This is a genomic window from Natrarchaeobaculum aegyptiacum (assembly GCF_002156705.1).
In the GTDB taxonomy this organism is placed as follows: Archaea; Halobacteriota; Halobacteria; order Halobacteriales; family Natrialbaceae; genus Natrarchaeobaculum; species Natrarchaeobaculum aegyptiacum.
In genome coordinates this window covers 2146862-2163327 of record NZ_CP019893.1, presented here as the reverse complement: position 1 = coordinate 2163327, position 16466 = coordinate 2146862, and the positions used below count along the sequence as shown (strand labels likewise).

19 protein-coding genes are annotated in these 16466 nt (G+C 65.9%); 10 read left to right on the top strand and 9 right to left on the bottom strand.

Features of this window, described 5'->3' with window-relative positions:
* Positions 1 to 124 precede the first annotated feature (124 nt).
* Positions 125 to 604 carry a hypothetical protein gene (locus tag B1756_RS10610; protein ID WP_086888511.1) on the top strand — a complete coding sequence of 160 codons (480 nt, stop codon included), beginning with the start codon at positions 125 to 127 and terminating at the stop codon, positions 602 to 604.
* Positions 605 to 667: 63 nt separating this feature from the next.
* On the top strand, positions 668 to 1876 hold the full coding sequence (locus tag B1756_RS10605) for a potassium channel family protein (protein ID WP_086888510.1): 1209 nt from the start codon (positions 668 to 670) through the stop codon (positions 1874 to 1876).
* 11 nt (positions 1877 to 1887) lie between these two features.
* Here B1756_RS10605 and B1756_RS10600 read toward each other — a convergent pair whose 3' ends face one another.
* The 3 genes from B1756_RS10600 to B1756_RS10590 form a co-directional block, all read right to left on the bottom strand.
* Positions 1888 to 2217, bottom strand: a complete 330-nt coding sequence (locus B1756_RS10600) for a HalOD1 output domain-containing protein (protein ID WP_161493175.1) — start codon at positions 2215 to 2217, stop codon at positions 1888 to 1890.
* A 99-nt stretch (positions 2218 to 2316) separates the two neighbouring features.
* Positions 2317 to 2898, bottom strand: a complete 582-nt coding sequence (locus B1756_RS10595; RefSeq protein WP_086888509.1) for a magnesium transporter — start codon at positions 2896 to 2898, stop codon at positions 2317 to 2319.
* Between the two features lie 34 nt (positions 2899 to 2932).
* Complete coding sequence (locus B1756_RS10590; RefSeq protein WP_086888508.1) at positions 2933 to 3502, bottom strand: magnesium transporter; 570 nt, start codon at positions 3500 to 3502, stop codon at positions 2933 to 2935.
* A gap of 189 nt (positions 3503 to 3691) precedes the next feature.
* On the opposite strand from B1756_RS10590, the gene B1756_RS19650 reads away from it, so the two are divergent.
* From B1756_RS19650 to B1756_RS10580, 3 genes are all read left to right on the top strand, one after another.
* Positions 3692 to 3859, top strand: a complete 168-nt coding sequence (locus tag B1756_RS19650) for a hypothetical protein (protein WP_186336448.1) — start codon at positions 3692 to 3694, stop codon at positions 3857 to 3859.
* Positions 3846 to 4895: a magnesium transporter gene (gene mgtE, locus B1756_RS10585; RefSeq protein WP_086888507.1), complete on the top strand. Its 1050-nt coding sequence runs from the start codon at positions 3846 to 3848 to the stop codon at positions 4893 to 4895. The genes B1756_RS19650 and mgtE overlap by 14 nt, the downstream gene beginning before the upstream one ends.
* Positions 4896 to 5059: 164 nt before the next feature.
* A complete protein-coding gene (locus tag B1756_RS10580; RefSeq protein WP_086888506.1) occupies positions 5060 to 6568 on the top strand; it encodes a globin-coupled sensor protein in 1509 nt (502 codons plus the stop codon).
* Positions 6569 to 6585: 17 nt separating this feature from the next.
* Here the strand turns inward: B1756_RS10580 and B1756_RS10575 are convergent, their stop codons facing one another.
* A complete protein-coding gene (locus tag B1756_RS10575) occupies positions 6586 to 6987 on the bottom strand; it encodes a fluoride efflux transporter FluC (RefSeq protein WP_086888505.1) in 402 nt (133 codons plus the stop codon).
* Complete coding sequence (locus B1756_RS10570) at positions 6984 to 7412, bottom strand: fluoride efflux transporter FluC (protein ID WP_086890143.1); 429 nt, start codon at positions 7410 to 7412, stop codon at positions 6984 to 6986. The genes B1756_RS10575 and B1756_RS10570 overlap by 4 nt, the downstream gene beginning before the upstream one ends.
* Before the next feature lie 300 nt (positions 7413 to 7712).
* On the opposite strand from B1756_RS10570, the gene B1756_RS10565 reads away from it, so the two are divergent.
* Complete coding sequence (locus tag B1756_RS10565) at positions 7713 to 8609, top strand: cation diffusion facilitator family transporter (protein ID WP_086888504.1); 897 nt, start codon at positions 7713 to 7715, stop codon at positions 8607 to 8609.
* Positions 8610 to 8670: 61 nt separating this feature from the next.
* Positions 8671 to 10527 carry a site-2 protease family protein gene (locus B1756_RS10560; protein WP_086888503.1) on the top strand — a complete coding sequence of 619 codons (1857 nt, stop codon included), beginning with the start codon at positions 8671 to 8673 and terminating at the stop codon, positions 10525 to 10527.
* 39 nt (positions 10528 to 10566) lie between these two features.
* Here B1756_RS10560 and B1756_RS10555 read toward each other — a convergent pair whose 3' ends face one another.
* Positions 10567 to 11103: a PadR family transcriptional regulator gene (locus B1756_RS10555; protein ID WP_086888502.1), complete on the bottom strand. Its 537-nt coding sequence runs from the start codon at positions 11101 to 11103 to the stop codon at positions 10567 to 10569.
* Between the two features lie 169 nt (positions 11104 to 11272).
* Here B1756_RS10555 and B1756_RS10550 point away from each other — a divergent pair, with 169 nt between their 5' ends.
* On the top strand, positions 11273 to 12793 hold the full coding sequence (locus B1756_RS10550; RefSeq protein ID WP_086888501.1) for a heme-binding protein: 1521 nt from the start codon (positions 11273 to 11275) through the stop codon (positions 12791 to 12793).
* Positions 12794 to 12902: 109 nt separating this feature from the next.
* Here B1756_RS10550 and B1756_RS10545 read toward each other — a convergent pair whose 3' ends face one another.
* The 3 genes from B1756_RS10545 to B1756_RS10535 all read right to left on the bottom strand — a co-directional run bounded on the left by B1756_RS10545 (position 12903) and on the right by B1756_RS10535 (position 14783).
* The gene (locus B1756_RS10545) at positions 12903 to 13091 is read right to left on the bottom strand and encodes a hypothetical protein (RefSeq protein WP_086888500.1); all 189 of its coding nucleotides are present in this window, start codon (positions 13089 to 13091) and stop codon (positions 12903 to 12905) included.
* A gap of 104 nt (positions 13092 to 13195) precedes the next feature.
* Positions 13196 to 13582: a DUF5611 family protein gene (locus B1756_RS10540; protein ID WP_086888499.1), complete on the bottom strand. Its 387-nt coding sequence runs from the start codon at positions 13580 to 13582 to the stop codon at positions 13196 to 13198.
* A 106-nt stretch (positions 13583 to 13688) separates the two neighbouring features.
* On the bottom strand, positions 13689 to 14783 hold the full coding sequence (locus tag B1756_RS10535) for a DUF7093 family protein (RefSeq protein WP_086888498.1): 1095 nt from the start codon (positions 14781 to 14783) through the stop codon (positions 13689 to 13691).
* 144 nt (positions 14784 to 14927) lie between these two features.
* Here B1756_RS10535 and B1756_RS10530 point away from each other — a divergent pair, with 144 nt between their 5' ends.
* Together B1756_RS10530 and ygfZ are read left to right on the top strand one after the other, a co-directional pair.
* Complete coding sequence (locus B1756_RS10530) at positions 14928 to 15236, top strand: DUF6432 family protein (RefSeq protein ID WP_086888497.1); 309 nt, start codon at positions 14928 to 14930, stop codon at positions 15234 to 15236.
* A gap of 78 nt (positions 15237 to 15314) precedes the next feature.
* The gene (gene ygfZ, locus B1756_RS10525) at positions 15315 to 16439 is read left to right on the top strand and encodes a CAF17-like 4Fe-4S cluster assembly/insertion protein YgfZ (RefSeq protein ID WP_086888496.1); all 1125 of its coding nucleotides are present in this window, start codon (positions 15315 to 15317) and stop codon (positions 16437 to 16439) included.
* The last annotated feature ends 27 nt before the right edge of the window (positions 16440 to 16466 follow it).

The following is a 16466-nucleotide window of genomic DNA, read 5'->3' as shown; positions in this document are numbered from 1 at the left end:
CGTGGCTTCACTGTGGCCGTCCAAAATCGTGTCGGATGGCGTCGTTCCGCGGGTCGATCCACGAGTCTCTCGAGTTTACCAGGGTGAGAGCAAGACAGACGGTCGGTCACCGCGAACGGCTCGTATGGCGACTGCCGGCGCGAACGTGCTGGTTCGATCTGCGATGTGGATCGAGCGTCGCCTCGTCAATCCGATCGTCGACCGCATCCTCCGGTCCCGACTGCACCCGCTTCTGAGCGGACGGCTCGCGGTGCTCAGTTACGAGGGTCGGGTCTCCGGAGAGCGGTTCTCGACGCCAGTCCTGTACGAGCGGGATGGGGAGACGATCGCAGTCACGACCGGCCGCCGGGCGGTTACCTGGTGGAAGAACTTCCGGAACCCCCATCCAGCGACGCTCTGGATCGGCGGGGAGCCGATCGAAACGACGGGACAGGCGATCACCGACGCCGACGCAATCGCCGCCTGGACCGACGAACTGACCCACCGGTCGCGTCTCTGGAGACTGCTCTTCGAGGGAGGTCGCGTGATCGGCGACTCGAGTGCGAGCCCGGAAGAGCGTGCCCGCGCGTTCGTCGTCGTCAGGTTCGAACCGGTGAGCGGGTAGGGTGACCTCGAGCGGGCGGCTGGCGGGAAACGCTTTTTTCACCACGGATCGCTCTGTTCAGGTATGGACCCGCTCGAGGGGGAGGCGTCGTCGGGATCGGTCGCGTACGAGCCGGTGAGCGTCAAGGACGTGCTCGTCGAGATGAAAGACACCGCGGAGTTGTTGATCGACCTCTCGTACTCGGCGGTGTTGCACCGGAACGAAGCGCTCGCGCGGGAGGTCCTCCGGCTCGAAGAGCGGATGGACGTCCTCGAGTTGCGCGCACGGATGAGCCTGATGATGGCCGTTCGCAACCCGGACGACGCAGAACAGCTTGCACCCGTCCTCGGAATCGTGGCCGCGGCGGGCGCGATCAGCGACGCCGCGGGTGACATCGCCAAGATCGTCCTCGAAGAGATGGGCCTCCCCGAGGCGATGCGAGTCGCGTTACCGGAGGCCGCGGAGACGCTCGTCCGCGGCGTCGTCGACGCCGATTCGCCGTACGTCGATCGGACGCTTCAGGACGTCGACCTCGAGTCGAAGACCGGCGTCCGGATCATCGCGCTCCGACGGGGAACGGAGTGGTTGCTCAACCCGGGCCCGGAGACGACCGTCGAACCCGACGACGTGGCGCTGCTCCGTGGCCCGGTTCCGGCCGTCGAGGACGTCTACGAGGCGCTCTCCGGATGCCCCTACGAGGTCCCGAGCGTCGAGGGCGAACCGATCGACGACCTAGAGCGGGCGGTGAACACGATCGTCCACATGAAGAACCTCTCCGAACTCGCGGTCGACCTCGCCTACAGCAGCGTGCTCTTCGACAGCGAAGGGCTGGCCGAGGAGGTGCGAAACCTCGAGGTCGAAGTCGACGCGCTCGAGTCCCGGTTCGAGGCGTGGACGCTCCGGGCGGCAACAGATGCGTCCGATCCGGTCGTCCTGCGCGGGCTTATCAGGCTCGGCAGCGCCACGGAGGTCATCAGCGACGCCGCAGTCGACATCAGCGAGGGCGTCCTCCGTGACTTCGACGTCCACCCCGTCGTCCGGATGGCCGTCGAAGAGAGCGACGAGATCATCACGCGCGTCGAGGTCGAGGCGGGGAGTGACCTCGACGGAATCGCGATCGAGGCCGGCGTCGCCGACGCCGAGTCGACGATGTCGGTGATCGCGATCCGTCGGCCCGAAGACGGCTGGATACTCGTCGGCGACACCGACGCCGAGATTCAGGCCGGCGACGTGCTCATCTCGAAGGGGACCCGAACGGCGGCAGACGCGTTCGAAGCGCTCGCTGGCGCGTGAGGCTCCTTCGCTCACTGTTCGCCGACGAGTCGGCCATCGTCGGCGCTCGAGCCCCCTGAAACCCCGGTCGGATCGCGGCCTGCGTCGACGGGATTCGCCGTCGTCGCGAGCACGTCGATCGAGCCCTCGTGGTCGACGGTGATCGTGTAGCCGCGGTAGTCGAACGAGACGGAACCGGTGAACGGCTCGTGACTGGTCGGACCGCCACACAGCGCCTCGAGTGCGTCGACGTCGACGACCTCGTACAGCGGCGGCTCGAGGTCGATCGGGTCCACGTCCTCGAGAGTGGCGACCTGCTGTGCGATTCGAACGGCGATTGCGTCGTCGGTTTCGGTGGCCATAGCCACGATGCCCACACCGGAGTCCTTGAAAGTCCGTCAGACGGGCGGCAGACCGGCCGACGTGCGTCAGACGGGCGGCTGACGGAATCCGCACCGGTCTCAGAAGCCGAGGACGGTCGCCGAGACGCCGATGAAGATGACCATTCCGAAGACGTCGACGACGTTGGTGACGATCGGAATCGTCGTGTCGTCGGGATCGATTCCCATTCGGTACGAGCCGTAGGTCGCCGCGAAGCTGAAGACGATCGCGATGACGGCGACCGACATCCCGCTGACCAGCGAGATGATCAGCAGATCGGCCAGGCCGACGACACCCCCGAAGACGACGGCGTCGATGATCGCCGCACCGACCGCCAGCGCGGTGAAGATCGTCGCCGCGAGCGCGAGAATCGCCGCGACGTTCGCCCAGAGCACCCGGTCGGTCGGGTCGAGTTCGGTCGTCCCAAGGTGGAACCGACTCGAGAGGCGCGAACTCAGGATCGCGCCGAGGTTGCCGCCCATGTCGACCATCGTCGGCACCATCACCGCGAGGATGGCGATTTCCTCGATCATCTCCTCTGCAGACTCGAGGGTGATTCCCGCCCAGAGGACGATGACCGAGAGGACGATCAGCAACGGGAACATGGTCCCGACGATCGACTTCCAGTCCCACGTGCCGAGTGAGCCCTGCGGGACGACCATCAGTTCCGCACCCCCGCGTGGATCGCCGGGGCGGTCATAGGATCGCCCCCACGAGGACGACGGCGAACCACATGAACGCCATGCCGAAGATGTCCCCGAGCGTCGTGACGATCGGTCCCACGAGGTTGTCGGGGTCGAGCCCGAGCCGATAGCCGAAGAAGATCAACAGGAGCAACCCGCCGATCATCACGACGGAGGTCAACACGCCGGCGACCACCATGATTCCGACGAGTTCGTAGAGAGCGGCGACCTCCCAGCCGAGGAGCAACAACGCGATCCACGTCAGCGCGCCGATGACGATCGAGATCCCGATGCCGTTGATGAACGACGCCAGCACCGCGTTGACGAGTCGATCGTTCCACTCGAACCGCGGCGGGATCAGCCCCTGATGGAGGCCGCTCGCGATTCGGCCGCCCAGCGCACCGTAGACGTTGCCCCGCGTCGCCAGAAACACCGGGATCATGACGAAGAGACCGGGAAACCGCTGAAGGCTCTCGACGAGTCCCTCGAGAACCAGCCCGGCGAACAGGCCGCCGCCCAGCGCGATGACGAGAACGGGCAACGATTCGCGATAGATCGACCAGAAATCGCGCCGAACGCTCATACGGGGAAATCACCCAGTTACCTGTTAAGTGTACCGGGGTCGTTCGCCCGATGTGATTTCCGTCGAGCGCAATATCTCTCGGCACCGAGATCCCATTCGCCCGTCGGTGACGGTCACCCACGTCACTAGAATACAGCCCCTGTCCTGAAGGAAAACGACTTTTAGCCCCTTCTAATAACTCCCGCCCGCATGCTGGACACCAATCACAGCAGTCGAAATCGAATCGACACGGCGATCAGCGACGGTAGTCGCGAACGCGGCCCCAGTCTCGAGGACCTGATCCTCGATCTGCTCGAAGGAGAGTTCGCAGGCGTCATGCGGTCTCACAGCCGGGGTGAGGTGTATGGGGGCTGCTGAACACGGGCGCGAACTCGAGTTCCACGCAGACCGCGCCGACGAGATCGCTGACGAGGAGTACGTCGCAGTCACGCAGGACACGTTCGTCGATACGGCGATCGAACAGTTCCGCGAGTTCGAGCCAGTTTCCGAGGAAACGACCGTTTACTACCTCTACGCCACCGACAACTACGGCCGTCTCGTCGGCGTCATGTCCCTCCGGGAACTCCTGAACGCCCCGGAGGACGACGTCGTCGAAGCCCACATGGAGACCGACCTGGTGACGATCGACGCCGACGCCGACCCCGAACTCGCCGCCGGGCAGATGGCCGACCTCGACTTCCCGGCGCTGCCCGTCGTCGACGGCGAGGGTGTCCTCGCGGGCGTTCTCCGGACCGACGACATGCTCGAGGTCGTCGAGGAGGAAGCGACCGAAGACATCCTGAAGTCGGCCGGCTTCTCGTTCGCCGACATCGAGGAGAGTCGTAGCTCGGCCATCCTCGAGTCCTCGATCCCACGAATTCTCCGGCTTCGGCTGCCGTGGCTGGTCGTCGCCCTCGCGGGCGGGCTGATGGCCGGCGGCGTGATCGAGCAGTTCGAGGACACGCTCGAGGCCGTCGTTGCGCTGGCCTTCTTCGTTCCAGTGATCATGGACATGGGCGGCAACGTCGGCACGCAGGCGTCGACGATCTTCGTCCGCGGCCTCGCGCTGGGTCACATCGACGACCGGAACGCGATGCGTCACTTCGGCCGTGAAGGGCTCATCGGCTTCATCATCGGCCTCATCATCGGTGGCATCGGTGCACTGGCTGCCTTCGGCTGGCGGACCTGGGCGGGTGACCCGAACGCCGGAACGATCGCGGTAGTCGTCTTCATCGCACTCGTCTCGGTCTGCGTGGTCGCCTCCGTCGTCGGCTACGTCATTCCGTGGCTGATGAACAAACTCGGCTTCGACCCGGCGGCCGCCTCGGATCCGCTGATCACGACCGTCAAGGACGTCACGGCGCTCGTGATCTACTTCGGGCTCGCCGCAGTGTTGCTTCAAGAACTGCTGTAGCGCGGACACATACGTTTTCTTTCAGGAGTGGTCTGCCGACCCCGTCATTTGACGGGAGCGGCGTAGTTGCCTCGAGAGAAGCCATCCCGTGGATTTATTCAGTATTTCGTTTTGTTCCCACTACCGGCCAGCACACTTATACAAAAGTTATCTGATGGTACACCATGCGCGTACCAGAGCCGGGGGAATCCGTCGCTGCTGGGGAATCGATCGGGATGGACTACGACGCCGTCGATCTGACGACGGAGATCGGTCTCACCGACGAAAACGTTCGCTGGCGTCAGGAGTTCGTCGGCTTCACCGACGAGGACGCCAGCCGACTCGAGGGACTCAACGACGTCGTGACGGATCGACGTGAGGATCTCGTCGACGCATTCCTCGGGCCACTTCTCGCGTACGACCGAACGCAGGAGGTGCTCGAGCGGTCGCCACGCGACCAACGGGCCCTCCGCCAGATCGTCGAGGGCTACCTCGAGACGCTCACCGGCGGGACCTACGACCGTCGATATTACACGCACAGAGCCCGGATCGGGCGACTCCACGATCGTCTGGAGATGCCGCTGTACTACTTCGGGGGGATGTTCGCGAACCTCGCGATCCTCTTTCTCGAGGAACTGCAGGCGGCGACGAACGAGCGGGCCCGGGCAGCACTCGCAGATGCGGACGATCCAGCAGCGGCCACGGCAGCCGTCGAGGACGCGATCGACGACGGTTTCGATGACCTCGCGGCCGTCATCCGGGGGACGAACCTCGACATGCAGGTGGTCAACGACACGTACCTCCACTCCTACAGTCAGGACAGCGAGGCCCTCGAGAACAAGCGGCGGATCGCGGCGTCGGTGAACGACTCCGTCGACGACCTGCGAGAGACCTCGAGCGACGTTGCGGAGACGGCAACAGACATTCAGGAACTCGCGAACGAGCAAGCAGACGCCATGGCCGAAACAGCCGGCGAGGTGTCGAACGTGAGCGCCACCGTCGAGGAGATCGCGTCGACGGCAGAGGAGGTGAACGCGACGACCGAGGAGGCAGCCGACGCTGCCGGCCGCGCGACCACCACCGCAGGCGAGGCGATCGAGGAGATGGAAACCGTCGAGACGACCGCCGACGAGGTCACGGCGACGGTCGACGAACTCGAGGAGAGCGTCAGGCAGATCGACGAGATCGTGGCGGTGATCAACGACATCGCCGACCAGACGAACCTGCTCGCGCTCAACGCCTCGATCGAGGCCGCGACGGCGGGCGAGGCCGGGGACGGCTTCGCGGTCGTCGCAGACGAGGTGAAGTCGCTGGCCGAGGAGTCCCAGACCGAGGCCAAGTCGATCGAACGCATGGTCACGGCGATCCAGAAGCACACAAACTCGACGGTCGACCACCTCGAGGCGGCCAACGAGGCGGTCTCGCGGGGGGTCGACAACGTCACCGAGACCGTCGATCGGCTGGAAGAGATCGAGACGACCGTCGACGAGGCGACTGCGGGAACCCGCGAGGTGGCCACGGCGACCGACGATCTCGCGGCGAGTACGGAGGAAGTCGCGAGCATGACCGACGACGTGCTCGAGGGGGCCACGAAAATCGCCGAGGAGATCGAGACCATCGGATCGGCGACCGATCGCCAGACGAGGGAACTCGACGCCATCGGAGAGCACCTCGAGCGGTTGCGAGAGAGTTGAGAGGGGAGGAGGACGGATCAGGCGAGCGCGCCCACGAGGCCCCACGCCAGCGCGACGCCGGCGAGTGCACCGGCGAGGTTTCCGACGGCGACGAGGACCGCCAGCACACGGTCGCCCCGTTCCCATATCTGGACCGTCTCTACGGAGAACGACGAGAACGTGGTGAACGCCCCGCAGGCCCCGAGTCCGAGCAGCTGAACCGTCGACTCGCTCGCCCCGCCGAAGGCGAGCAGTCCGAGGCCGAAACTCCCGACGACGTTGACGAGGAACGTCGGGATCGGGTACTTCTCCGACGACAACTGGAGGTACACCCAGTGACGACAGATCGCACCGATCGCCCCGCCGGTGCCGACGAGGTGAGCCGGTTCGGGCTCGAGCGCCAGGAGAGACAGGCCGAGCGCGAATACGACGTCGTTCATCCACCATCACCTCGAGTCGGGCCGGTGGCTGGTTCGGTAGGCTCGAGGCCGCTCACCCGGAAGGCGACGGCACGGCCGACGAGAACGCCCGTGAAACCGAGTACGTAGTTGCCGGCGAGGATGGCGAGCGCGAGCCAGAGCGTCGGTGCGTCGGCGATTCCGAGCGCGAAGCCGCTGTAGGTCGTCAGCGACGAGAGGAATCCGGTCGTAAACGCGAGTCTGGCGCGGCGGTCCAGGACGTCTGCGTACTGGGCCTCGTAGACCAGGAAGCCGAGGATCGCACTGCCGACGACGTTCGCGAGCAAGATCCCGAGGTCGTCGGGCAGGGAACCGACCGCGAAAAAACGGAGGTTCGCACCGGCGAAGCCGCCGATACCGACGAGGGCGAGCGTCTCGAGTCGGACGAGTGGGTGTCGGTCTGTCACGGTGGTCACGGCGACTGCCGTCGCCAGCAGGACAGGGACCGTCAGCCGCCCGCTCGAGACGGGAATCGGCGGTTGGGTCGGGCGGGCCCCATCGCCCGGTTACGGCCGAATTCTCACGGGAACGGTATGATCGTTGCGGATTGGAATCTGGCAACTCGACTCACCCAGCTCCGGGCATCGAACGCACCGGCACGGTCCACAGACGGGCCAGACGACTACTCGCCGACATACTCGAGCCAGTCCGGCCGTCGACGAGCGCGAAGGAAAAGACCCAAGTTTAGACTCGCTCTAAACCAGGCAATGAGCGAGGCCGTCGGACGGGACGGGTTTACGAAGGCGGCGGCGGTCAACGTCGTCGGCAACGCCGCCAAGATCGTCGTCGAGGGAGCCGTCGGGCTGGCCTTCGGCAGCGTCGCCCTGCTCGCCGACGCGGCCCACTCGGTCGCCGACCTCGCGGCCAGCCTCGTCGTGCTCGTCTGGGGCCGCCGGTCGTTCGACGCCCCGGACGACACCCACCCCCACGGCCACGACCGGATCGAACCGCTCACCGCGCTGTTCGTCGGCGCGATCATCGCCCTGCTCGGCCTCCTCTTGCTCTACGAGTCGGTACAGGGGCTCCTCGAACTCGAGCCACCCGTCGCCAGCCCACTCCTGCTCGGCGCACTGGCGTTCGCGATCGTCGATATGTACCTCGTCTACCGCTATACCGAGTACGTCAACGCCGACATCGGTTCGACCGCACTCGACGCGCTGGCGGTCGACTGTCTGAACGACATCTACACCTCGATCGCAGCGGTCGTCGGCATCCTCGGCGTGATGCTCGGCCAGCCACTCCTCGACCCGCTCGCGGGTGGCCTCGTCAGCCTGCTGGTCGTCTACCAGGGCGTCGAGATCGGGCGCGAGAACGTCGACTATCTGGTCGGCGCGGCTCCCTCCTCGAAAAAACGCGCCGAGATCACGAACGCCCTCCGCAAGCACCCCGACGTCGAGGGCGTCCACGACCTCACCGTCTTCTACGACGGCCCCGTGCTCGAGGTGGAAGTCCACGTCGAAGTCGACGGCGACATGTCGTTTCGCCGGGCCCACGACATCGAGTCTGCACTGGCAAGTCGGCTCCGGAACGTAGAGGGCGTTGGCGACGCCCACGTCCACCTCGATCCGTCGGGAATCGGCGAGTGGAAAGACCAGCCGGAGTGAACGGGTCGCGTCCGAACACCAGACAAAAGCCATTTGAGCGCGCCCCCCTGACGTACCATCGATGGAGTCCGGCTTCCCCGCCCTCATTTCACTTCCCGAACTCTTCGGGTCCGAAACCCTGACGTGGGTCGTGCTCGGACTCGGCATCTACTGGGCCGCGGTCATCGGCCTGCGAAACGCCGACCTCTTGCCCGACTACGTCGGAACGCAGGGCCCGATTCTCACCTTCCACACCAAACGCGGTCGTGAATTTCTGGACTGGCTCTCGGGCCCGAAGCGCTTCTGGCGGGCGTTCGCCAACGTCGGCATCGGCGTCAGCCTCGTCGTCATGGTCGCGATGTTCGGCTTCCTCCTGCTCGCGGCCATCGCCGCCTTCTCTTCACCCGAACCCGCCGCGAGCGAGGTCCAGACGCCCCGGAACGTGCTCGTGATCCCCGGCGTCAACGACTTCCTGCCACTATCTGCGGCCCCCGGTATCGTCTTCGGCCTCCTGGTCGGCCTCGTCGTCCACGAAGGCGCTCACGGCCTGCTCTGTCGCGTCGAAGACATCGAGATCGAGTCGATGGGCGTCGCCATGCTCGCGATCATCCCCTTCGGCGCGTTCGTCGAACCCGACCACGAGAGCAGCAAGGAGGCCTCGAGAGGTGGCCAGACCCGGATGTTCGCCGCCGGCGTTACCGCCAACTTTCTCGTGACGATTATCGTGTTCGCACTGCTGTTCGGCCCCATCGCCGGCTCGATCGCCGTCGCCCCCGGCGCGGCCGTCGGCGGCGTCGAACCCGGCACACCCGCCGACCAGGCCGGCATCGAACCCGGCGACCGAATCACCGCCCTCGAAGGCGACCCCGTCGACGACAACGAGGATCTCGTCGAGCGATTCGATGCCCTCGACGGCGAGACGATCTCCCTCGAGGTCAACGGCGACGAGACACTCGAGATGGACCGCGAACTCCAGGTGATCGCACCGCCGGGCGGTGCACCGGTGGACCTCGAGTCCGGTGACGTAATCGTCGCCGTCGACGGCGAATCGGTCGAGACCGAATCCGACTTCTTCGCGGCCATCGGCGACGAAGAACGCGTGACACTCACCGTCGAGCCGACCGACGACGGCGACACCGAAGAACGAGAGATCCCGATCGGCGGTGCCGTCTCGGTCGTCGACGACGGTCCACTCGAATCGGCGCTCGAGGCCGACTACGGAACGATCGACGAGCCGTTCGTCATCACACAGTTCGCCGACGAACGCGTCCACTCCTACGAGGACGTCGACGCGCTCATCGGCGAACACGAACCCGGCGACGAGGTCGTCGTCGCCGGCTACCTCGACGACGAGCGCCTCGAGACGACGGTGACGCTCGGCGAACACACCCGCCAGTCCGGGACCGCGTTCCTCGGCGTCACTCCCCTTGGTGGTACCTCTGGCGTCGACTTCTCGCCGATCGGCATCCAGCTCTACCCGGCAGAGGAGTTCCTCGTCATGCTCGGCGGCGAGGGCGACGGGAGTTTCACCAGCCTGACCGACTCGTTCCTCGGGAAGGTTGCGATCGCACTGTTGCTGCCGATCGCGGGCGTCGTCGACTTGCTCCCGTACAACTTCGCGGGCTTTACCGGCGGGATCGAGAACTTCTTCGTCGCGACGGGACCACTCGCCGGTCTCGGCGACGGGACCGTCTTCGTTATCGCGAACCTGCTGTTCTGGACCGGCTGGATCAACGTTCAGCTGGGCTTTTTCAACCTCATCCCGGCGTTCCCGCTCGACGGCGGGCACATCCTCCGGACCACCACGGAGGCCATCCTCTCGAGGCTACCAATCGATGCCACCCGCGGAATGGTGCGGGCCGTGACGACGACGGTCGGACTCACCATGCTGTTTAGCTTCCTCGCGATGCTGTTCATCCCGTGGTTGCTCGCGAGCTAACTCGTCCGCCGACGTGGGACTCGACCGGTGAGACAGCAGTCACCGACCGCTTCGCTCCTCCTCGTCGACGTCGTGGCGGTCGTAGAACTCCTCGGGGCTGTCCTCGAGCCGTTCGAACTCGGTGTCGAAGTAGTGCTCGTGGTGGCGGATCACCTGCTCGACCAGCCAGGCGTTGAACGTCTCGTCGAATCGCCAGGTGCCCTCGCGGTGGGGGATCTCGAACCGATCGTCGGTCGCGAACGCGGCGTAGACGTGGACGTACCCCAGAATGACGTCGGCGAACTCGACGGCGTCCGTCGGACACCGTTCCCGGCGGTCGGCCAGTTCCTCGCGGCCGGCGTCGGTCAACTCGAAGTACTTCCGGTCGGGTTCGTCCTCGCGGTCGATTCGCTCGGCCCACCCTTCCTCCTCGAACTTGTAGAGAATCGGGTAGACAGACCCGTAGGAGGGCTCCCAGTGGCCGCCGCTGATCTCACAGATTTCCTTGAGTACCTCGTAGCCGTACCGTGGTTTTTCCTCGAGCAACTCGAGGACGAGATACGCGATCAGCCCCTTCGGCGGCCCACTCTTCCGCATTGGCCCGGAGTTACGGGGGCGGCCCTAAAGGGTTTCTGACGCCAGCAATTCGGGACGGGAACCTTCGACGGCGATCACTGGCCGGCGCGATCGACGGCGTTCGAGTCGGCTCCAGCGAACCGGGATCGAAGCAGACCCTTCTTATCGGTCGCGGACCAACCCACCGGTCATGGAACGACGGACCCCACCGCGAACCAAAGAAGGCTGGTACATCCTGCACGACTTCCGGACCGTCGACTGGGACGCCTGGCGGGCGGCCCCGGATCACGTCCGCGAGCGCGCACTGGAGGAGGGAGCGGCCTTCCTCGACGATTGCGAGGCCGTCGTCGACGCCGAGGAAGGCGACTCGGCGACGTTCGCCATGCTCGGCCACGAGGTCGACTTGCTCGTCATGCACATCCGGCCGACGATGGCCGAGGTCGAACGCCTCGGGCGGCGGTTCGACGGCACGGCCTTCGCCGAGTTCACCGAGCGCGCCGACTCCTATATCTCGGTCGCCGAGGTGTCCGACTACGTCACCGACGCCTACTTCGAGGAGGACGAAGAGGTCGAAAACACCGGCCTCAAGCGCTACCTCGAGCAGAAGCTCTACCCGCAGATCCCCGACGCCGAGTACGTCAACTTCTACCCGATGTCGAAGCGTCGCGATCCGGAGTACAACTGGTACGACCTGCCGTTCGAGGACCGGTCGGAACACATGAGCTCTCACGGTGACATCGGTCGCAGTTACGGCGGGAAGGTCAGCCAGATCACCGCCGGCAGCATCGGCTTCGACGACCACGAGTGGAGCGTCTCGCTGTTCGCCAACGACCCGGCGAACATCAAGAACCTGCTCGCGGAGATGCGCTTCGACCCCTCGACCTCGAAGTACGCCGAGTTCGGCCGCTTCTACGTCGGCCGCCGGTTCGAACCCGCAGACCTCGAGGCATACATGGCCGGCGAGGCGGTTCCGACCGAAGACGACGACGAGAGTGGCCACCCACACGGCGATGGTGCCCACGGCGAAGGCGACCATCCCCACGGCGAGCGCGACGACGAGGCCGACAGCCACGCCCACGGGGACTCGGGTGGTCCACCGAGCAGCGTCGCCGGCGAGGACGTCCGGAGCGAACTCGAGGAGCAGGGCGTCTACGCGGGCCAGCCACACGGCGAGGACATCCACGCAGTCGTCCTCTACTCGGCGGCCGACCCGGACGACCTGTTCGACGAGGTCGACGGCCTCCGGACGAACTTCGACCACTACGACACGCACGTGAAGACCGCCGTCTACGAATCCGAAACGAGCGACGAGGACGCCGAGACGGCAGTCGTCAGCCTCTGGGAGACCGAGCGCGCGGCCAAGACGGCGGCCGGGTTCCTCGCCGACCTTCCCGAAATCGTCCGACAGGCTGGCGACGATGACGACGACTCCTGGGGGACGATGGGAATGTTCTACACCGTCAAGCCCGAGCACCGGAGCGACTTCGTCGGCACCTTCGAGGACGTCGGCGGCCTGCTCGCCGAGATGGACGGCCACCGCAAGTCCGACCTGCTGGCCAACCGCGAGGACGAAAACGACATGTTCATCGCCAGCCGGTGGGACTCCCGCGAGGACGCGATGGCCTTCTTCCGAAGCGACGAGTTCTCGGAAACGGTGCAGTACGGCCGGGACATCCTCGCAGACCGGCCGCGGCACGTCTTCCTGGCCTGAACGACCCCCTCGAACGCTCGAGAAACGACCACCAACGCTCCCTTCTGGCGTTCTCGCTTCTGACCCCCGGTTTCTCACGAGCGAGTCGAAACTGGCGACGGCCGGCCGGTCAGATCCGTCCGGATTCTGCGATCTCGTCGTAGAAGAAGTAACCTGCGACACCGGCGAGCCCCAGCAAGAGCGTCAGGTACGGCCAGTTACCGGCGTCCTGAGCAGTGAGCTTCGCATGGGCGGTGACGAAGATCGCGAAACCGACGTGTGCAACTGCGGTCGCGAGTACAAACGCAGTGAACTCCATCGATCGAACGAATAGACGGCGTCGTCGTAACGATTCCGAATTCGGACTGGCGCTCGAGCGCCGATCCGTGACCGGAACCGTCGAAGTAGAAAAGAACCCCGCGATCAGGCGACGTCGTGGTCCGGGTCGTCCTCGACCGAGCGTTTCAGCGAGTCACGACGGGCCTTGGCGTCACGACCGGTCGCCTCGAGCAGGAAGTCGTTTTTCGCGTCGACGGCATCGGCAGCGGCTTCGAGTTCCTCCGGGCCGAGTTCGGTGGGATCGCGCTCGTGAAATTCGACGCCGAGTTTGTCCTTCTTGCCGGAGTATTCGACGGCACCGACGACGATCTTCTCGAAGACGGGGTTGTCGGGCTCGCCGATGACGTAGAGGTCACTCCCTTTGAACTCCTCGGTACCCGTGATCGGACCGAAGTACTCCTCGACGGTCGCTTCCATGTCGGGGATTCGTTCCTCGAGATATTCGCCGCGACGCATCTTGTACTCCTTCATGGCTCTGAGATACACGGCAGGGTCTTTACCTCTTTTCATAGGCGACGTTACGCCGGACTGATACCCGGACGCCGCCGTCCCGATTCGCCGGGAAAATCGCGTTCGGTTACTGGACCGGACGCTCCCCGAGGTAGCCCTTCCGGCAGTCGGGACAGATGTCCCCGGGTCGGAGCGAGCCCTGCCCGTCCGGTTCGACGAACTCACACCGCGGACAGTAGTACTCCGTCTGAACGTCGTCGGTTCGTCGGGCGGGCGTCTCGCCGGGCGTCGGAACCGAGTCTGCCCGCTCGATCCCCGAACCGGTACTGAGACTCGGGCGGCCGCTCGAGTCGGGTTCCTGGTCGGGCTCGGGACCGGTGGGGCCTGCGTCGACGATTTCGGAGTCCGTCGCGATGGCGTCGGCACCGGTCTCGGTCGGGTCGGTGTGCTCGAGAACGACGGCGTCGGTTTGCTCTTCCGCCGGATCGTCGGCTACGGGTCCGGGTTCGTCGCTCGAGTCACCAGTCGCCTCCATCCCGTCGGAGTCGGCCTCCGGGTCTGGCCACGTCGTCGGTTCCCCGTCGCGGTCGACCGGCGGCCCGACGTCGCTCGAGTCGGGCCAGGCACCGGGCGCTCTGTCGTCGTCGGTGGACTCGTCCGCTGGTTCCAGAATTTCGCCGTCGTCGGTCACCGGTTCGCCGTCGGCGTCGGACGGATGGTCGGCCGAGACGGCGTCGTCGGTTGCCACCTGACCGTCCGGGTCGGGCCGGGCCTCGACCGGGCCGTTCGTCTCGGCGTCGGGAATGGTGACGCCGCCGGACGCGTCGTCCTCTGCGTCGAGGATTTCGGCGTCCTCGCCGGTGGTCTCGGGGGCCGGGTCGGCCGTCGACTCGGACTCGCTTCCAGCGCTAGCGCCGCCGCCAGCGCCGGCCTCGGCGCCACTCGGTTCGCCCCGGGCAGCGTCCGGTCGGTTCGGCTGATCGTCGGCGGTCGATTCGGCCTCGGCGTCGGACTCGGATCGTGGGGGCGCGGCTCCATCGGCGCTCGTCCCGGAGAGACTCCGCACTTCGGTGTTCTCGCTCAGGACGTTGCGGTCGCCACAGCGGGAACACTCCTCGTACTCCTGGACGGTAACGACGACTTCGCTGCCCCGTTCTTCGCGCTCGCGTTCGACGTCGGGTTCCCCGTAGTCGTGACCGAGCAGCGAACATCGCAGGACCATTGTCCCACCGTACCGATTCTGGGTATAAAAAACGTACCGCCCACTATTTGCTCAGATCGCTGTCAACCACGAGATCCGATCGGTCACGGATCCGTGAGAGCGAACGACAAACGTCAAATCCCGCGCTGTCGAAAGTGAGACCGGATGAGAGCCAAGCGGGAGTACCGGAACCGCGACGGGACGCAGGTGGCGGTACTCGATGCGCTCGTCAACCGCGCCGAGGAGGGGATGACTGTCTTCGAACTCCGGGCAGCCGTCGAAGTCGACATCGACGACCTCGAGACGGCGCTGTCGACGCTGAAAGCCGACGGACTCATCGAAGTCGAATCGAGCGTGGGTGAGGGCGGTCGGACGGTGATCAAGCCCCACGAGCGCGTCGTCCCGGACCAGCCAGTCGACGACGAAGAGTCGGCGACGATCGGTGAGTGGCTCCGCGAGCGGTTCCCGTTTTGACTCGAGACCGCTCGCCTGCCGAGTCCCGGGACTTCGCGAATCGAAACGCCTGAGAGGACGAGGCTCGAGGACAGTGATATGAGTGTCATCGAGTCGATTCACGCCGACCACGGGGCGACCTTCGGCGACCGCGGTGGTCGAACGGTCGTCGAACACTACGGCCGGCCCGAGCGCGCCCACCGGGCGGTCCGCAACGGCGTCGGCCTGCTCGAGGCCGCCTACGGCGTCGTCGTCGTCGAGGGAGAGGACCGACTCGAGTACGTCGACAACGTCGTCTCGAACCGCGTCCCCGCCGAGGACGGCCGCGGCTGTGAGGCGCTGGTCCTCGATCCGCAGGGTCGCGTCGAGGTCGAATTGACCGTCTACAACGCGGGCGAGCGTCTCCTCTTGTTCACCCAGCCCGGAGCGGCCGGCGACCTCGCAGACGACTGGTCGGAGAAGGTGTTCATTCAGGACGTCGAGATCACCGACGCGACAGACGAGTACGCCGTCTTCCGTCTCTGCGGGCCACAGGCGACCGAGAAGGTCGCGAGCGTCCTCAACGGCGCGGCGACGCCCGAACAGCCCCACACCTTCGTCCGTGGAACGATGGGCGACACCGGCGTGACCGTGATCCGAACCGACGGCCACCCCGGCGAGGAGACCTACGAGGTCGTCTGCAGTGCCGCCGACGCCGAGGCGGTCCACGACGTCCTCCTCACACAGGGGATGAACGCCGCACCCGTCGGCTACCGGACCTGGGAGGCCCTCTGTCTCGAGGCCGGCACGCCGCTGTTCGACGCCGAACTCGAGGGGCAGATCCCGAACGTGCTCGGTCTCCGCGGGGCCGTCGACTTCGAGAAGGGCTGTTTCGTCGGCCAGGAGGTCGTCTCCCGTGTCGAGAACGTCGGCCAGCCGAGTCGCCGACTGGTCGGACTCACACTCGAGGGGGCTGCCGACGCACCTGACGACGAACCAGTCGTCCCCGACGCCGGTGCGACCGTCTTCGACGGCGACGCCACCGTCGGCGAAGTCACCCGTGCCGTCGAGAGCCCGATGCTCGAGGCCGTGATCGCCCTCGCGCTCGTGGAGTACGACTGCGAGACCGAGTCGCTCTCGGTCCGGGTCGACGGCGAGGAGATTCCGGCACGGCAGACGAGTCTCCCCTTCCTCGAGGGCTCGGCGCGGTCGGGACGGCTCCCGCAGTACGACGCGGCCGAGTGACCGGGACGGGACACCTGCTGAGAGAAA

Excerpts from the sequence above, each read along its gene's own strand:
- B1756_RS10610 (WP_086888511.1), top strand. The coding sequence starts at position 125 with ATGGCGACTGCCGGCGCGAACGTGCTGGTTCGATCTGCGATGTGGATC.
- B1756_RS10605 (WP_086888510.1), top strand. The coding sequence starts at position 668 with ATGGACCCGCTCGAGGGGGAGGCGTCGTCGGGATCGGTCGCGTACGAG.
- B1756_RS10600 (WP_161493175.1), bottom strand. The coding sequence starts at position 2,217 with ATGGCCACCGAAACCGACGACGCAATCGCCGTTCGAATCGCACAGCAG.
- B1756_RS10595 (WP_086888509.1), bottom strand. The coding sequence starts at position 2,898 with ATGGTCGTCCCGCAGGGCTCACTCGGCACGTGGGACTGGAAGTCGATC.
- B1756_RS10590 (WP_086888508.1), bottom strand. The coding sequence starts at position 3,502 with ATGAGCGTTCGGCGCGATTTCTGGTCGATCTATCGCGAATCGTTGCCC.
- B1756_RS19650 (WP_186336448.1), top strand. The coding sequence starts at position 3,692 with ATGCTGGACACCAATCACAGCAGTCGAAATCGAATCGACACGGCGATC.
- mgtE (WP_086888507.1), top strand. The coding sequence starts at position 3,846 with ATGGGGGCTGCTGAACACGGGCGCGAACTCGAGTTCCACGCAGACCGC.
- B1756_RS10580 (WP_086888506.1), top strand. The coding sequence starts at position 5,060 with ATGCGCGTACCAGAGCCGGGGGAATCCGTCGCTGCTGGGGAATCGATC.
- B1756_RS10575 (WP_086888505.1), bottom strand. The coding sequence starts at position 6,987 with ATGAACGACGTCGTATTCGCGCTCGGCCTGTCTCTCCTGGCGCTCGAG.
- B1756_RS10565 (WP_086888504.1), top strand. The coding sequence starts at position 7,713 with ATGAGCGAGGCCGTCGGACGGGACGGGTTTACGAAGGCGGCGGCGGTC.
- B1756_RS10560 (WP_086888503.1), top strand. The coding sequence starts at position 8,671 with ATGGAGTCCGGCTTCCCCGCCCTCATTTCACTTCCCGAACTCTTCGGG.
- B1756_RS10555 (WP_086888502.1), bottom strand. The coding sequence starts at position 11,103 with ATGCGGAAGAGTGGGCCGCCGAAGGGGCTGATCGCGTATCTCGTCCTC.
- B1756_RS10550 (WP_086888501.1), top strand. The coding sequence starts at position 11,273 with ATGGAACGACGGACCCCACCGCGAACCAAAGAAGGCTGGTACATCCTG.
- B1756_RS10545 (WP_086888500.1), bottom strand. The coding sequence starts at position 13,091 with ATGGAGTTCACTGCGTTTGTACTCGCGACCGCAGTTGCACACGTCGGT.
- B1756_RS10540 (WP_086888499.1), bottom strand. The coding sequence starts at position 13,582 with ATGAAGGAGTACAAGATGCGTCGCGGCGAATATCTCGAGGAACGAATC.
- B1756_RS10535 (WP_086888498.1), bottom strand. The coding sequence starts at position 14,783 with ATGGTCCTGCGATGTTCGCTGCTCGGTCACGACTACGGGGAACCCGAC.
- B1756_RS10530 (WP_086888497.1), top strand. The coding sequence starts at position 14,928 with ATGAGAGCCAAGCGGGAGTACCGGAACCGCGACGGGACGCAGGTGGCG.
- ygfZ (WP_086888496.1), top strand. The coding sequence starts at position 15,315 with ATGAGTGTCATCGAGTCGATTCACGCCGACCACGGGGCGACCTTCGGC.